The following is a 15,277-nucleotide window of genomic DNA, read 5'->3' as shown; positions in this document are numbered from 1 at the left end:
CCGGGACGGTGGGCAACCCCGCACGGGCGGCGGCACCCGCACGCAGGGCGCCCCCGCCCGGAGGGGGAGGGCTAGCTGTGGCCCAGGTCCTCGGAGGCGGCGTCCGGGGAGACCGGCGGCACCGAACCGCTGTCGCGGGCCGGGCGGAGGGGGAAGTCGTCGGCGCCCATCGAGTCCAGGACGGGCGGCGCGGGGCGCGGGGGCTTCGGCATGACGGCCGCCTCGGAGTGGCCGCCGCAGCCGTACGTCAGGGAGACGACGCGCCCGTCCGCCGGCGAGAACTCGTTGGCGCACACGCCGAACGCCTGCTTCAGCGACCCGCCCAGCGGCATCAGGAACCCGCACGACACGCACGGCGCCGGGGCGGCCTGGGCCATCGGGGTCTTCGCGCCGAAGTTCTCCTCCCAGCGGTCGGCCGCGACGTGCAGCCCGTACCGGGAGAGCACGCGGGCCCGGCGCAGGCCCAGCTCCTCCGCGACGGCCGCGATGGAGCCGCGCGAGGGGGTGCGGGCGACGAGGTCGGCGTCCTCGGCGTCGACGAGCTCGGCCATCTCCTCCGACACGGGCGAGTTCGGCGGCGGCACGTCCTCGCCGGTGTACCCGGGCTCCAGCCGCAGGTCGTCCTGCTCGGTCGGCAGCAGGTCGCCGGGCCCGAGGTCACCCGGGCGCAGCCGCTCGCTCCACGGCACCCACTCGGGCGCGAGGAGGGCGTCCGGTCCGGGCAGCAGGACCGCCTCGTCGAGCGTGACGGCCTTCGCCCGCGAGGCGCGGGTCACCGTCACGGCCCAGCGCCAGCCCCGGTAGCCGGGGTCCCGGCACTCGAAGAAGTGCGTGACGACCCGGTCGCCCTCCGCGACGACACCGGTGTGCTCGCCCACCACCCCGGGCGCCGCCACCTCCGCGGCGGCCTCCCGCGCAAGGTCCACCGCCTCGGCGCACAGGCGGTCGGGGGCGGGGGTACGCGCAGTACGGCTTCGCGTCGTCGCAGCACTCACAGGTCTCGCTCATCTCCTACGCCGTCTCACAGATGCGCCGGCCGATTCGCGATGTACGGGCGGCGGGCGGAGCGGACCAACGGGCCGCATCGACGTCCGCGCCCGACGTGTCTCGGGCACACCTCACGTCATCCATTCTGCGGGATGCCGAAGAGGCGCGCGGCCGAGAACTTCCGCCGGTGGCGCGCTACGCACGCTACCCCCTCCGCAGCCCGCCGCCCACCTGCCCGCCCCAAGTAGCCCTCATCACGGTTCGCGGAAGCGGCTGCTGGGGCACTATGACGGGGTGGCAACCGTGCGGTCGTCCGACGACGCCGGGCCGCTCCAGAGGGCGGGCCGGCGGGTGGGCCGTGCCCTCCACCTGCCGTTCACCGGCACGGCACGCGGTATCCGAAAAGCGACGCACGCCCACGGGGCCGGGGAATCGGGGCTCGGCAAGCTGATCGAACTGCACGCCGTGAACGGCGCCGGCGACGTCATGATCACCGTCGCTCTCGCCTCCACGGTGTTCTTCTCGGTGCCGACCGACGAGGCCCGCGGCCGGGTCGCGCTGTACCTGGCCATCACCATGGCCCCCTTCACGCTCCTCGCCCCGGTGATCGGCCCGCTCCTGGACCGCCTCCCGCACGGGCGCCGCGCGGCGATGGCGGGCGCGATGGGGACGCGGGTGGTGCTCGCGATCGCCCTGTCCGGCGCGGTCGCCACCGGCGACCTGGAGCTGTACCCGGCGGCGCTCGGCGTGCTCGTGGCGTCGAAGGCGTACGGAGTGGTGCGCAGCGCCGTGGTCCCCAGACTCCTGCCGCCCGGCTTCTCGCTGGTGAAGGCGAACTCCCGGGTCACCCTCGCCGGGCTGCTGGCGACGGGCGTCGCCGCGCCGGTCGGGGTGGGGTTGCAGCAGATCGGGCCGCAGTGGCCGCTGTACGGGGCGTGCGTGCTGTTCACCGGGGGCACGCTGCTGGCGCTGTCGATGCCCCACAAGGTGGATTCGGCCAAGGGCGAGCGCAAGGCCCACATGCTGACCCACGGCGAGCGGAGGCCGAGCCTGCGGACGGTCGGCCCGTCCGTCCTGCACGGCCTCCAGGCCAATGCCGCGCACCGGGTGCTGTCCGGCTTCCTGATCTTCTTCCTCGCCTTCCTGCTGCGCGAGCATCCGCTGTCCGGGCAGAGCGCGGCGGTGTCGCTCGGCATCGTGGGCGTGGCGGCGGGCGTCGGCAACGCGTGCGGCACGGCGCTCGGCGCGCTGCTCCGGTCCCGGGCCCCGGAGCTGATCGTCGCCGCGATGGTGACGCTCGCGATGGCGGCGGCGATCGTGGCGGCGGTGTTCTTCGGCGGGCTCGCGGTCGCGGTGCTGGGCGCGGTGGCGGGCCTGTCCCAGGCGCTGTCGAAGCTGTCGCTGGACGCGATGATCCAGCGGGACGTGCCGGAGGTGGTGCGCACCTCGGCGTTCGCCCGGTCCGAGACGCTGCTCCAGATGGCGTGGGTGGTGGGCGGCGCGGTCGGCATCGCCCTGCCGCTGAACGGGACCCTCGGGATGTCGGTCGCGGCGGGCATCCTGGCACTGGGCGTGGCGGTGACCGTGCGGGGCCTGCTGGCCGCCGCGCGACGCGGCACGCCGCACCCCCGCGTGGCGTGACCCGGGGCGACGTATAGCCTTCGGCCCATGACCGTTGCGTTCTTTTCCGGTAGGGCCCGCCGGGCCGGCGTCGCTCTGGGTGCCGTCTCCGCCGGACTCCTCGTACTCTCCGCCTGCGACAAGCCGACGCCGCTCGCGACCGTGACGGTCGGGTCCGACTCGGTCAACACCGAGGCGACCTGCTACAACGACGGCAAGGCCATCAAGGAGTCGCAGATCCAGACCTGCCTGAACAAGAAGGCGGAGAAGACCATCACCGTCTCGGCGGACGACCGGATCCGTTTCGGCGTCGACCCGGAGGTCGCCGAGAACGGCTGGACGCTGTTCATCGGCGGCCAGCAGGCCGAGCAGGAGCCCTACAAGAAGACGTACCGGTCGATCCCGGCCAGCGCCTTCCTCTCCAGCCAGACCGGTGAGACCTCCAACACGGCGCAGATCAGCATCGTGGAGACCACCGGCAAGAAGCTGACCGGCATCTGGCACTTCCAGCTGAAGAAGGAATCCTGACCCTGCGGGTCCTGGTCGTGACGGCGGTGGCGGTGGAGTCGGACTCCGTCGCCACCGGCCTCCACGGCTACGCGGCGTCCGCCCCGCGCACCCTGCCGTCGGGGCACGTCCTGACGCGGCTGCGCCGCCCGGCGCCCGGCGCTCCGGTGGGGCGGCCCGGTCCGGACGGCCCCGGCGCGCCCACGGCCCACGCGGTCGTGGACGTCGTCGCGGGGGGCGTCGGCCCGGCCGCCGCGGCCGTCGCGACGGCCGTGGCGCTCGCCACCGCCCCGTACGCGTACGACCTGGTCGTCTCGGCGGGCATCGGCGGCGGCTTCGCCCCGCACGCACCCCTCGGCTCGGTCGTCGTCTCCGACGCGATCGTCGCCGCGGATTTGGGGGCCGACACGCCCGACGGGTACCTCGCCGTCGAGAAGCTGGGCTTCGGCCGCTCCGTCCACCTGCCGCCGCCCGGGCTGGCCGGCCGGATCGCCGAGGCCCTCCACGTCGGCGGGCAGCGGCACGTCGTCGCCCCCGTACTGACCCTGTCGACGGTCACCGGCACCGCCGGCCGCACCGCCGAGCTGATCGCCCGCCACCCCGGTGCCGCCGCGGAGGCGATGGAGGGCTTCGGCGTCGCCGAGGCGGCCGCCGCCCACGGCGTACCCGCCGTCGAGATCCGTGCCGTCTCCAACGCCGTCGGCCCGCGCGACCGCGCCGCCTGGCGGATCGGCGAGGCGCTGGACTCCCTGCGGAACGCCTTCCGGCTGCTCGGCACCACCGTCTTCCTGGAGGACCTGTGAGGATCGCGTACTCCCCGTGCCCGAACGACACGTTCGTCTTCCACGCCTGGGCGCACGGCCTCGTGCCCGGCGCGCCCGAGCTGGACGTGACGTTCGCGGACATCGACGTCACCAACGGGATGGCCGAGCGTGGCGAGCTGGACGTCCTGAAGGTGTCGTACGCCGTGCTGCCCTGGGTGCTGGACGAGTACGCCCTGCTGCCGTGCGGCGGTGCGCTGGGCCACGGTGTGGGGCCGCTGGTCCTCACCCGGGAGCCCGGCGACGGGGGTGGCTCCCCGCTCGGGCCGAGCCGGGAGCCCGGGGTGCTGACGGGCAGGACGGTCGCGGTGCCGAGCGAACGCTCCACCGCCTACCTGCTGTTCCGCCTGTGGGCGGCGGAGGTCGTCCCCGGAGGGGTCGGTGAGGTCGTGGTCATGCCGTTCCACGAGATCATGCCGGCCGTGCGGGACGGCAAGGTCGACGCGGGCCTCGTCATCCACGAGGCCCGGTTCACCTACCAGCGGTACGGCCTGCACCGCCTCGCCGACATGGGCGAGTTCTGGGAGTCCACGACGGGCCTGCCGATCCCGCTGGGCGCGATCATCGCGAAGCGGTCGCTGGGCTCGGACACGCTGGAGCTGCTCGCCGAGTCGGCGCGGACGTCGGTCCGCATGGCCTGGGACGACCCGGAGGCGTCACGCCCGTACGTACGGGAACACGCCCAGGAGATGGACCGGGCCGTGGCCGACCAGCACATCGGCCTGTACGTCAACGAGTTCACGGCCGGCCTCGGCGAATCCGGCTACGCGGCGGTGCGCGGGCTGCTGACCCGCGCGGCGGCCGAGGGCCTGGTGCCGCCCCTGGAGCCCGGCGCGCTGTCCTTCCCGTGACGGTGCGCCGCCCCGGCCGGGGACGGACCGGTGGTGGCGGCTGTCGCGAGCGCCTGGGCGGTGCTCCTGGCGCGGTGGTCGCGCCCCTTGCTCCCTGCGGTGGGTCGGCACAAGCTGTGCGGACACCTCATCCGAGCCGATGATCAGGGGGCGATGGCTTGTGCCTGTGGGACAGGTGAAGTGGTTCGATCCACTCCGGGGGGTCGGCGTCGTGGTGCGGGACGACGGCCGGGGCGAGGCTCTGGTCGACCGGTCAGCGATTCACGGTCCGGACCGCACCCTGGTGCCCGGCCGGCGGGTGCTGTTCGACGTCACCCTGGACTCCGACGGCGTCCGCGCGGACAACGTCCGGGTACTGCCTGGGCGGCACCGTCGTGCGGCAGTTGTTCCGCAGGACGTGGATGAAGAGCTGACGGCGGCGCAGTTCCCGGCTGTCGGTCCCGGACATCCCGGTCCGCATGGACACGGCGAAGGCCGGCGCCGTCGAACAAACCGAAGCACACACCAGGACCAGCCAGTGGATCGCGTTCATGGATCGACCGCCCTTTCAGATCTGCGGATGAGGAAAGCACCGCCCGGGGAACCATGCGGATGAAATGACTTTCGGGTGGTGATCAACCGTAAGAGTGATGAATCTTGCACAGTCGATCTTGCACCTGGAAAAGTGATCACCGGGGAGCGGGACGCACCCGCGGGCGGCAGAGCACACACCTACCTGTCTGTTCTGCCGCCCGTGGGAGCACCCGGCCCGCGGGGGGGAAGGCCGCGGTGGACCGCGTCAGGAGGAGAGCCGGTTGGGAGACCGGTCGAGAATCCGGTGACGCGGTTTCACCTTGCGGGGCGGCCGGGTGAGGGTGATGAAGCGGACCAGTTGGTGGAAGCAGGCCAGTGACGCCACGGTGGGCAGCGCGGCCGCGGCCATGTCCGTGTAATTGCGGGGAGCCTGCGCCACGCACAACAGCATTCCCATGAAGGAGAAGAGCAGGACGACCGACCAGGAATGCGCCGCGCGACGCTGATGGAGAGCGGCACGCAGGACGGACAGGGACGCCACCGCCCAGGGGCCGTAGACGAGCAGCGGCCACCAGTTGACGACGTTCTCGGGCGAGTGGGCCTCGGCGATGTGCCGCAGCGGATCGTAGGCGATGATGCCGCTGAACACGCTGACCGCTGACACCAGGCCGACCGAGACGGCGGCGAGCAGGAAGCTCCCGACGCGCGCCCAGGTGACGACCGGCGGCCGGGGCTTGCGACGGCCGTGGCCCGCCGGGTTCACCGGCGGCAGGCCCGCCGACATGTTCGCCAGGTTCGTCATGCCGTCGCGTTCGAGCGGACAGTCCGTTCCGTCCCGCGGAGGAGGGGCGGGATCCCGGTCCGCCTCCCTGGCCTCCTGAAGGAGGAAGGCGAGCTCTTCGGCTGGGTCCCACGCCGTTTGCCGCCCGTCCGCCGACAGGTCCAGACCGAGCGGATCGTCAGGGATGGTCTGGTACTGCGAGGCAGGGATCCAGTACTGGTCGTCGAGTTCGGAGAGGGGCACGTGCGGGCTGAGCGCGTCCTCGACGCGGTAATCACGCATGTTCGTGGAGCCCCGCCCTTCCTTTGCCCGCTCCGGCGGGCAGCCCGGCTCGTTTCCAGGCGTCCAGGAACGCGGTTTCGAGGTCGTCCACCGCTGCCGCGAGTTCCCGCAGCGCGGGAGCCGACCAGGTCAGGGCAATCACCGCACCGCCTCCCCGCAGCGTTCCGTCGATTCCCGCGACGGGGGACGAAGCGGGGATGAACAGAAAGTCGCCCATGGCAACAGAATTCTTCGCCCACGATCGGGGGCCGGTTCGTCCGCGGGAGTAACCATCAGGGAGTGCCGCTGTCATAACCAGCTAACGCGCGTATGAAACTCCCCGGGTCTGAGCCATCCGAGTGGCCGTCGACCCTCGTTCGGGCGTCCTCTTGACCTTTCATCAGTTCTGCAAGTGTGCCCAAAGACGAAATAAAATGACCTCGGAGAAGACAACCCCCGGCAAATCACCCACGCTCTGGCGACTGAGAGGATTTTCAGCCCCTCCCCCGAATGGGACGTGATTGGGGGTCAGGAACGGGTGGCGGTGTCGCTGTCGGGGTACAGGGCGAAGATCTGGTCGAGCCCGACGATGTGCAGCACACGCTGGGTGCGAGCGGGCACCGCGGCGAGCGCGACGTCGGCCTGCGCGGCCTGGGCGTGGCCGCGGGCGGCGATCAGGGCGGTGATGCCGCTGGAGTCGCAGAAGAGCATGCCGGCCAGGTCCAGGACGAGCCGCTGACCCGGCTGGAGGCCGAGCGTGGTGAGTTTCTCGCGCAATCCGGCGGCGGTGACGTAGTCGAGTTCACCGGCGATCTCCAGAACGGGACCGGTCGGGGCGTCTCGGACGGTGATCTTCAGCGAGCTCATGCGGTGATTCTCGTCGTCGGGCCGGTGGCGGGGTGGGCGGGTGCGCCGAGGGCGAGCAGGGCGGTGTCGTCGTCGAGGCCGTCGCCGAGGTGGTCCAGCAGGCCGGTCAGGGCGTGGATGACGGCGTGGGGAGGTTCACCGGCACACTCGGCGGCGAAGGCGAGCAGGGCCTCGTCGCCGTACAGGCTCGTCCGGTCCTCGCCGGTGCGGGCCTCGGGGAGACCGTCGGTGTAGAGCAGGAGGGTGTCGCCGGGTGCCAGGGTGGTGGTGGCGGTGGTGAAGCGTGCGGTGGGCAGGATGCCGACGAGGAGGCCGCCGGGGGTGGGCAGGTAGTCGGCCGTGCCTCCGGCGCGCAGGACCAGCGCCGGCGGGTGGCCGCCCGAGGCGAGGTGGACGTCGACGTGTCCGGTCGCGGGATCGGGTTCCATCGTGCCGAACACGGCGGTGCAGTAGCGGGGATCGCCGCTGCCGGCGTACCGCTCGTGCAGCACCTTGTTGAGAGTGGTCAGGGCGGCGACGGGATCGGGGTCGTGCAGGGCGGCGGCGCGCAGGGTGTAGCGGGTCAGTGAGGTGACCGCCGCGGCCTGGGGGCCCTTGCCGCAGACGTCGCCCAGGAAGAAGGCGAACCGCTTGCCGTCGATGGGGAAGACGTCGTAGAAGTCGCCGCCGAGCCGGTCGGGGGAGGCGGTGTGGTAGTACGCCGCCGTCTCCACTCCCGGGAGCGTCGGCAGGGTGTCGGGCACGAGCGACCGCTGGAGCACGGCGAGGGCTTCCTGCACGCGGGCACGTTCGGCCTCCGCCTGTTTGCGCGCCTCCTCGGCCGCCTTGCGGCTGCGCAGGAGTTCCTCTTCGTAGGCACGGCGGTCGCGGGCGTCGAAGACGTTGGTGCGGATCAGCAGGGGATCACCGGTGCTGCCCTGCTTGACCACGGACGACACCAGGACCGGTATCCGGCCGCCGTCGGCCTGCTTGATGTCCAGGGCGATCCCGCTGATCTCGCCCTGCATGCGCAGGAGCGGAGCGAAGTGCGTCTCGTGGTACAGCTTGCCGCCCACGGTCAGCAGATCGGTGAACCGCATCCGGCCCACCACCGCCCTGCGCTCCAGACCGAGCCAGGTGAGCAGCGTGGCGTTGATCTTCGCGATGGTGCCGTCCATCAGCGTGGACAGATACCCGCACGGAGCGGAGTCGTACAGTTCCTCCGGGTCGTCCTCCAGCAGTGCGGCGAACGCCGCGGTCGCTGTCGGCTCGTCGCCCCCGCCCCCGCCGCCGCCCCCACCCCCTCCTCCGCCGGCGTCCTGCGGGTCGGGCTGCTGCCCGGTGCGGCACATCATCGCAGGCCGGCCAAGAACCCGGTGATCGCCTCGTTGGTGGCCTCGGGGGCGGACAGGTGCGGGCAGTGACCGGTCGCGTCCAGGGTGACCAGTGTCGAACCGGGTATCGCCCGGTGGACGAAGGCGCCCACTTCCCGGGGAGCGATGGCGTCCTGGGTGCATTCCAGCACCAGCGTCGGCACCTTCACGGTCCGCACGTCGTCCCTGGAGTCGGACAGGAACGTGGTCCGGGCGAAGACACGCGCCATGTCCGGGTCGGTGGCGCAGAAACTGTTCTTCAGCTCCTCACCGAGCTCGGGCCGCTCCTCGTTGCCCATGATCACCGGAGCCATCGCCGCCGACCACCCCAGGTAGTTCGACTCCAGCGACTCCAGCAGCTCGTCGATGTCCTCGGCGCTGAACCCACCGCGGTAGCCCTCGTCGTCGATGTACCGGGGAGACGGCGCGACCATCACCAGTGCGCCGATCCGCTCCGGAGCCGCTTCCGCCGCCAGCACACCGATCATCGCGCTCACCGAGTGCCCCACGAACACGGCGTCCCGCAGGTCGAGGGCCTCACACACCTCGACCACGTCCCGGGCGTACCCGTCCAGGGAGCCGTAACGCTCCTCGGAGAACGCGGCCGGGTCGGCGCGGCCCGAACCCACGTAGTCGAAGAGCACCACGCGGTAGTCCCGGGCCAGGGCGGGCACCGTCAACCGCCACATGTTCTGGTCGCACCCGAACCCGTGAGCCAGTACCACCACGGGACCCTGCGGGTTGCCCACGACGTTGACGTTGTTCCTGCGGATGGCATCCATCCAGCCAGTCTCTCAGGCTCCGCCCGCCGCTCCGGACGGCACCTCTTCACCGCCCGCCCGACGCGACGGCCCGTTCGGCGGACCGGACGTGCGACGGCCGAGGGGCGGGTGCCGCCCCTCGGCCGGGATGCGCCGTCGTACGGACGAGTCCGTACGCGTTCGGACGGGTCAGACGTCCAACTGGTCCGCCACCGCCCGCAGCAAACCGGCGATCTTCTTGCCGTGGACCTTGTCGGGGTAGCGGCCGCGCTCCAGCATCGGAGTGATGTTCTCCAGCAGCGTCGTCAGGTCCTGCACGATCGACGCCAGCTCGTCCGGCTTGCGCCGCTGCGCCGCGGCGACCGACGGAGTCGGGTCGAGCACCGTCACCGAAAGCGCCTGATCGCCGCGCTGACCGGCGACCACGCCGAACTCCACGCGCTGGCCCGGCTTGAGGGCGTCCACCCCGGCAGGGAGCACCGACGAGTGCACGAAGACGTCGCCGCCGTCGTCACGGGAGAGAAAGCCGAAGCCCTTCTCGCTGTTGAACCACTTGACCTTGCCGGTAGGCACGTCTGTCCTCGTCCTCGTACTCGATAAGAAAACTGGCTGCGGATAGCACTACAGCGGGCCGCTCGGGCCCTCCCCGAAACTCTCGGCCTCGCTCGGGGCACCCCCATCGCCCCAAGGCTAATGGTCCGGCGGCTGCTGACAAGACGTCCCCGGTCCGTTCCTCCGGCCAGGGAACTACCCTGGCCGAATGCATAGTGAAACCCCCGCGAGCGGCTCCGCCCCCGGTGACGGTCTCGTCCGTGCCGGCGGGATCGTCTTCATCGTCGGCGCCGTGGCCACTCTCGTCACGGTGGCCCCGCTGTTCCTCGGCACCGACCCGTTCCCGCCGGTCGCGTACGCCGTCTGCATGCTGATGGGCGTCGGTTTCCTGATCGCGGGCGCCGGTGTGCTGCGCTCGATCGCCGCGCAGCGCCGTCAGGCGAACTCCGCCCTGTAGGCGTCCCACCAGGCGGGGAAGGCCGTCAGGTCGGGCAGGACGACATCCGCGCCGGCCGCCCGCAGCTCGTCCGCGTCGCACGGCCCGGTGGGTACGGAGACGGCGAGGGCGCCGGCCGCGCGGGCGCCGCGCACATCGCCGGTGTGGTCGCCGACGTACACCCGCGCGCCGTGCTCGCGCAGCGCCTCCGCCTTGGCCTCGGCCCACAGCCGGCCGATCACCGCGTCCGGCTCGATGCCCAGGTGGGCGAGGTGCAGCTTGGCGTTCGGCTCGTGCTTGGCCGTGACGACGACCGCCCGGCCGCCCGCCGCGCGAACGGCGTGAATCGTCTCCCGCGCGCCGGGCATCGCGAGCGTCGGCTCGATCGCGTACGCGGGGTAGATCTCCCGGTACCGGTCGCCCGTCTCCCGGATCCGGTCGGCCGGGAACCAGTGCGCGAGTTCCTGCTCCAGGGGCGGCCCGAGGCGGGTGACGGCCAGGTCGGCGTCGATCCACACGCCCGTCTCGGCGGACAGCGCCCGGTAGGCGGCGTGGATGCCGGGGCGTGAGTCGATCAGCGTCATGTCCAGGTCGAAGCCGACCGTCAGCGGGGAGACCATGCGAGCCATTGTGCGGTCTGCCCCCGCCGCGCCGGCGGGGGCAGACGTCCCCGGGCGTCAGCTACGGCGGGCCCGCCAGAGGAGGAAGACGGCGGAGGCGAGGGCCGCCGCGCGGAGGGTCCAGGGCCAGGCGGCGGCGAGCGCCTCGCCCAGGGCGTCGCCGCCCGGCGGGATCGGGTCGCCCCAGCGGCCGGCGACGCGGCCCCACAGCCAGACCGCGACGCCCGCGGCGACCGCGCCCGGCAGCCCGAACACCGCCAGCTTCGCCTCCCTGCGGCTGAGGCGGCCGGAGGCGTACGCGACGAGCCAGCCGCCCAGGAGCGCGAGCCACGAGCCGAGGACGACACCGGCGACCAGCAGCAGCGCCGCGCCCACCAGCATCGGGTGGCCCAACCGCAGCGGCGGCAGCGGCCAGGACAGGCGGCGGCGCGGCGGCGCCGGGGACGCGGCACCGGGCGGCGACGGCGGCTCCGGGTCGGCCTCCTGCTCCGGGGCGGGATCCTCCACGGGCGGGGGTTTCAGCATGTCGGGGATCTCGACCCCGCCCCGGAACCCCGGCGGCACGCCGTCCGCGCCCCCGAACGCCCCCTCCTCGACCCGCCACCAGTCCGGCTGCTCGACCGACGCGCCGACCTCGTCCATCCCGGCCAGGTGCGGACTCCACGCCTCGGAGGCGGGCGTCCCGCGCGTGGGCGGCACGTCCGGGGCGGCTTCCGCGCGGCGGCGGAACCGCGTGCGCGGTGTGCGCTGCTCCGGCACGGCGGACCGTCCCGGCGCCTCCGGTGTCCTCGGCGCGCCCGACACCGCCGCGGTGACGACCTCGTCCGGCGTGCCGAGGGCGGCCAGGATGCCCCGCACCGCGCCCGGGCTGTCGTCCTTGGCCCGCCGGCTGTCGATCTCGCCGCGCAGCGAGGCCACGAGCCGCATCCGCGTCTGCGAGGACAGCTGCCGTTGCTGGGCCAGGTCACCCACCCGGCTCAGGTAGTCGAAGACCAGCTGGTCGCTCTCGATCCCCACCGTCACGACGTTAGCGCCTGCGCAGGGGCTAACGTGGTCCGGATGGGGACCGGTGAGCTCGATCGGGAGGCGCACGTGGCCGCAGGGACCGAAGGCAATGGCGGTACGGCGGCTCCGCGCACCCTCGCGGAAGCGCTGCGGACCCGCGGCGACGAGGGCCTGGCCGTGCTGCTGCGCGCCCGCCCCGACCTGCTGGTTCCGGTACCGGGCGACCTGACACAGCTGGCCACCCGGGCCGGGACCCGCGCCTCCGTCGTCCGGGCGCTGGAGCGGCTCGACCGGTTCACGCTCCAGACCGCCGAGGCGCTCGCGGTGGCGCCGGACCCGGCCCCGTACCGGGTGCTGTTCGGGTTGATGGCCGGTGACGAGGGCGACGCGGACGTCGAGGCGGCGCTCCCGCGCGCGGTCGGGCTGCTGCGCGAACAGGCTTTGGTGTGGGGCGACGACGAGCGGCTGCGCCTGGTGCGGACCGCCCGCGAACTGCTGGCGCCCTCGCCGCAGCACCCCTCGCCCACGGGCCTCGGCCCGACGGTCGCCGAGGCGACGGCCGGCATGTCGCCGACCCGGTTGCAGGAGATCATCGCGACGGCGGGGCTGCCGACGACACACGATCCGGTGTCGGCGGTCGCCGCGTTGACGAACCTGTTCACCGACCGGGAACGGATGGGCGAGCTGCTCGACACCGCGCCGATGGAAGCGCTGGGCGTACTGGACCGGCTGGTGTGGGGACCGCCGTACGGCGAGGTGACGCCCAATCCGACGCCGCCGGTGCGCTGGCTGCGCGACCGGGGCCTGCTGCTGCCCGCGACGGCCCGCACGGTGGTACTGCCGCGCGAGGCGGCCCTGCACCTGCGCGCCGGGCGCGCGCACCGGGTGCCCGAGCCGGTGGCACCCGCCGTCACGCCGTCCCGCGAGTACCGTCCACAGGTCGTGGACAGCGCGGCGGCGGGCCAGGCGTACACCGCGCTCGCCACCGTCGAGGAACTCGCCAAGGAGTGGAACGAGGGCGGCCCGGCCGTCCTGCGCGCCGGCGGCATGTCCGTACGGGACCTCAAGCGCACCGCCACGGCACTGGACGTCACCGAACACGTGGCCGCGTTCTGGCTGGAGGTGGCGTACGGCGCGGGGCTGATCGCGCCGGACGGCGAGGCCGACGAGCGGTTCGCGCCGACACCCGCGTACGACGACTGGCTCGCCCTGCCCGCCGCCGAGCGGTGGGCGCGGCTCGCCGGGGCGTGGCTGGCCGCGACGCGCACATCCGGCCTGGTGGGCTCCCAGGACACCAAGGGCCGCACGCTCGCCGCGCTCGGGCCGGACCTCGACCGGGGCGCCGCGCCGGAGGTGCGCCGCCGGGTGCTGACGCTGCTGGCCGGGCTCCCGGCCGGGGCGTCCCCCGACCCCGAGACGCTGCTGGCCCGGCTGCGGTGGGAACGCCCACTGCGGGGCGCCGCGCGGGAGACCGGCAGCGACCTGCGGGCCCGCCTGGCGAGCTGGACGCTGACGGAGGCCGAGCTGCTCGGGGTGACCGGGCGGGGCGCCCTGTCGGCCCACGGCCGCGCCCTGCTGCCGGAGGCACCGGCCCCCGGCACGCGGCACCCGGTGGCGCACGCGCCGGAGCACCCGCGCACGGCCGCCGTGCACGTGCCCGCCCCCGCGACCGGTGAGGGCTCCGACACGTTCGGCGGCCGCCGCGCGGCCCACACCGCCGTCGCCGACCACGCGGGCGCCGCCGCGCTCCTGGCGCCGCTGATGCCCGAACCGGTCGACCACGTCCTGCTCCAGGCCGACCTCACGGCCGTCGCACCCGGCCCGCTGCGACGCCCGCTCGCCGACATGCTGGCCGTGCTCGCGGACGTCGAGTCCAAGGGCGGCGCGACCGTGTACCGCTTCACGCCGGGCTCGGTGCGCCGCGCCCTGGACGCCGGGCAGGCCGCCGCCGACCTGCACGCCTTCCTGGCGGCCCACTCCCGCACGCCCGTCCCGCAGCCGCTCGCGTACCTCATCGACGACGTCGCCCGCAGGCACGGCCACCTCCGGGTCGGCGCCGCCTCCGCCTACGTACGCTGCGACGACGACGCCGTGCTGGGCGAGATCCTCGCCGACAAGCGGTCGGCGCCCCTGCGGCTGCGGCGCCTGGCGCCCACCGTGCTGGCCGCCCAGGCCGACCCGGCGACGCTGCTGGAGGGGCTGCGGTCCATGGGCTTCGCCCCGGCGGCCGAGTCGGCGGAGGGGGACGTCCTGATCACCCGGGCGCACGCGTACCGCACCCCGGCGCGCACGGCGCCCGCGCCGGTGCCGGAGGGTCCGCCGGAGCCGGACGCCACGCTGCTGGGCGCCGCCGTGCGGGCGATCCGCGCCGGTGACCTCGCCACGACGGTCGTCCGCAAGGACGAGCCGGCCGGCTCCGCCGGAAGCGGCGACGGCGCGCCGCCCCGGACCTCGGCCGCCGAGACCCTCGCCACAGTCCAGGCCGCCGCGATGACCGGCTCGGCCGTCTGGATCGGCTACGTCAACGCCGACGGCGCGGCCAGCCAGCGCGTCATCGCCCCGGTCCGGGTGGAGGGCGGCTTCGTCACCGCGTACGACCACACCGCCGACGAGGTCCGCACCTACCCGCTGCACCGCATCACGGGCGTCGCCGAGCTGGCCGACGACGCCACCTGACCCGCCCGGCCCCGGATCATGCGCACGGGCGGCGGATTTCCCGCCCGTGAGTGACCGACACCCCACCTCAGGGGGACCTTCCGCATTCCCCCGGCGGGTCGCGGGCAGCCACCGGACGTCCCGAACGGCACCGCACCGAAAGAGGTCGTCCCGATGCGCCGAGTCACCACCGTCCTGCTGACCACCGCCGCGTTCCTCTCCGCGCTCACCACCCAGGCCGCCGCGATCGGCATCGATCTCGGCGGCGGCATCACCCTCTGACCGCCCGTCCCCCCGACGCGACCGGGCCCGCACCACCACGGAAGGTGCGGGCCCGGTCCGCTGCCGCAGCCGAGAAAGGACCGACTCGAGATGAGCCGACGCATCGCCCTCCTCCTGACGGGCGCCGCCCTGCTGTTCACCGCCCTGGCCACCCCGGCCGCCGCCTCCACCCTCCCGCCGATCGGCGGCCCGCTGGCCGACCTCCAGATCGAGGGCCCACTGTTCACCAGCCCCCTGATCTGACCCGGCGGCCCGCCGGCCCCTCACCGGTCACGACGGACCGTGGCCGGTGAGACACCGGCGTCCGGGTCCGTTCCCCGCCCCGGTGTGCCGCTCCTCATCCCGCACGGCCCGGCCGCTTCCGCCGCCGATGCGCGACACTGGATGTTTGGCCACAGACCGCGGC

At 73.7% G+C, this 15,277-nt stretch carries 17 protein-coding genes; 8 read left to right on the top strand and 9 right to left on the bottom strand.

Going from position 1 to position 15,277, the window contains the following annotated elements; genetic code table 11:
* Window positions 1-71 precede the first annotated feature (71 nt).
* Entirely contained in the window at window positions 72-995 is a 924-nt protein-coding gene (locus AC07DW_RS21090; protein ID WP_478859191.1) for a DUF3027 domain-containing protein, read from the bottom strand.
* Between the two features lie 286 nt (window positions 996-1,281).
* Between AC07DW_RS21090 and AC07DW_RS21085 the strand changes: the two genes are divergently transcribed.
* The 5 genes from AC07DW_RS21085 to AC07DW_RS21065 all read left to right on the top strand — a co-directional run bounded on the left by AC07DW_RS21085 (window position 1,282) and on the right by AC07DW_RS21065 (window position 5,381).
* Complete coding sequence (locus AC07DW_RS21085; protein WP_478859190.1) at window positions 1,282-2,628, top strand: MFS transporter; 1,347 nt, start codon at window positions 1,282-1,284, stop codon at window positions 2,626-2,628.
* A 27-nt stretch (window positions 2,629-2,655) separates the two neighbouring features.
* Window positions 2,656-3,135 carry a DUF2771 domain-containing protein gene (locus AC07DW_RS21080; protein WP_478859189.1) on the top strand — a complete coding sequence of 160 codons (480 nt, stop codon included), beginning with the start codon at window positions 2,656-2,658 and terminating at the stop codon, window positions 3,133-3,135.
* A 2-nt stretch (window positions 3,136-3,137) separates the two neighbouring features.
* On the top strand, window positions 3,138-3,917 hold the full coding sequence (locus tag AC07DW_RS21075; protein ID WP_478859268.1) for a futalosine hydrolase: 780 nt from the start codon (window positions 3,138-3,140) through the stop codon (window positions 3,915-3,917).
* The gene (locus AC07DW_RS21070; RefSeq protein WP_478859188.1) at window positions 3,914-4,786 is read left to right on the top strand and encodes a 1,4-dihydroxy-6-naphthoate synthase; all 873 of its coding nucleotides are present in this window, start codon (window positions 3,914-3,916) and stop codon (window positions 4,784-4,786) included. The genes AC07DW_RS21075 and AC07DW_RS21070 overlap by 4 nt, the downstream gene beginning before the upstream one ends.
* Window positions 4,787-4,925: 139 nt before the next feature.
* Window positions 4,926-5,381, top strand: coding sequence for a cold-shock protein (locus tag AC07DW_RS21065; protein WP_478859187.1), 456 nt, complete (start codon window positions 4,926-4,928; stop codon window positions 5,379-5,381).
* Between the two features lie 183 nt (window positions 5,382-5,564).
* On the opposite strand, the gene AC07DW_RS21060 is transcribed toward AC07DW_RS21065, so the two are convergent.
* The 6 genes from AC07DW_RS21060 to AC07DW_RS21035 form a co-directional block, all read right to left on the bottom strand.
* Window positions 5,565-6,362, bottom strand: a complete 798-nt coding sequence (locus tag AC07DW_RS21060) for a DUF2637 domain-containing protein (protein WP_478859186.1) — start codon at window positions 6,360-6,362, stop codon at window positions 5,565-5,567.
* Window positions 6,355-6,579, bottom strand: coding sequence for a hypothetical protein (locus AC07DW_RS21055; RefSeq protein WP_478859185.1), 225 nt, complete (start codon window positions 6,577-6,579; stop codon window positions 6,355-6,357). Before AC07DW_RS21055 ends, AC07DW_RS21060 begins: the two co-directional genes overlap by 8 nt.
* Window positions 6,580-6,869: 290 nt before the next feature.
* Window positions 6,870-7,208, bottom strand: a complete 339-nt coding sequence (locus AC07DW_RS21050; RefSeq protein WP_478859184.1) for an STAS domain-containing protein — start codon at window positions 7,206-7,208, stop codon at window positions 6,870-6,872.
* Window positions 7,205-8,539 carry a PP2C family protein-serine/threonine phosphatase gene (locus AC07DW_RS21045; RefSeq protein ID WP_478859267.1) on the bottom strand — a complete coding sequence of 445 codons (1,335 nt, stop codon included), beginning with the start codon at window positions 8,537-8,539 and terminating at the stop codon, window positions 7,205-7,207. Before AC07DW_RS21045 ends, AC07DW_RS21050 begins: the two co-directional genes overlap by 4 nt.
* On the bottom strand, window positions 8,539-9,342 hold the full coding sequence (locus AC07DW_RS21040) for an alpha/beta fold hydrolase (protein ID WP_478859183.1): 804 nt from the start codon (window positions 9,340-9,342) through the stop codon (window positions 8,539-8,541). Before AC07DW_RS21040 ends, AC07DW_RS21045 begins: the two co-directional genes overlap by 1 nt.
* A gap of 168 nt (window positions 9,343-9,510) precedes the next feature.
* Window positions 9,511-9,894 carry a cold-shock protein gene (locus AC07DW_RS21035; protein ID WP_031073201.1) on the bottom strand — a complete coding sequence of 128 codons (384 nt, stop codon included), beginning with the start codon at window positions 9,892-9,894 and terminating at the stop codon, window positions 9,511-9,513.
* 187 nt (window positions 9,895-10,081) lie between these two features.
* Here AC07DW_RS21035 and AC07DW_RS21030 point away from each other — a divergent pair, with 187 nt between their 5' ends.
* On the top strand, window positions 10,082-10,330 hold the full coding sequence (locus AC07DW_RS21030; protein ID WP_478859182.1) for a hypothetical protein: 249 nt from the start codon (window positions 10,082-10,084) through the stop codon (window positions 10,328-10,330).
* On the opposite strand, the gene AC07DW_RS21025 is transcribed toward AC07DW_RS21030, so the two are convergent.
* A complete protein-coding gene (locus tag AC07DW_RS21025) occupies window positions 10,309-10,929 on the bottom strand; it encodes an HAD family hydrolase (protein ID WP_478859181.1) in 621 nt (206 codons plus the stop codon). The genes AC07DW_RS21030 and AC07DW_RS21025 overlap by 22 nt on opposite strands.
* 57 nt (window positions 10,930-10,986) lie before the next feature.
* Complete coding sequence (locus tag AC07DW_RS21020; protein ID WP_478859180.1) at window positions 10,987-11,946, bottom strand: hypothetical protein; 960 nt, start codon at window positions 11,944-11,946, stop codon at window positions 10,987-10,989.
* A gap of 42 nt (window positions 11,947-11,988) precedes the next feature.
* Here AC07DW_RS21020 and AC07DW_RS21015 point away from each other — a divergent pair, with 42 nt between their 5' ends.
* Window positions 11,989-14,610, top strand: coding sequence for a helicase-associated domain-containing protein (locus tag AC07DW_RS21015; protein WP_478859179.1), 2,622 nt, complete (start codon window positions 11,989-11,991; stop codon window positions 14,608-14,610).
* A 351-nt stretch (window positions 14,611-14,961) separates the two neighbouring features.
* The gene (locus AC07DW_RS21010; RefSeq protein ID WP_478859178.1) at window positions 14,962-15,114 is read left to right on the top strand and encodes a hypothetical protein; all 153 of its coding nucleotides are present in this window, start codon (window positions 14,962-14,964) and stop codon (window positions 15,112-15,114) included.
* The last annotated feature ends 163 nt before the right edge of the window (window positions 15,115-15,277 follow it).

It is taken from the genome of Streptomyces sp. NPDC045701 (assembly GCF_056432045.1).
Note: the sequence above shows the minus strand (reverse complement) of the source record. Positions and strands in the feature narration are given on the sequence as shown.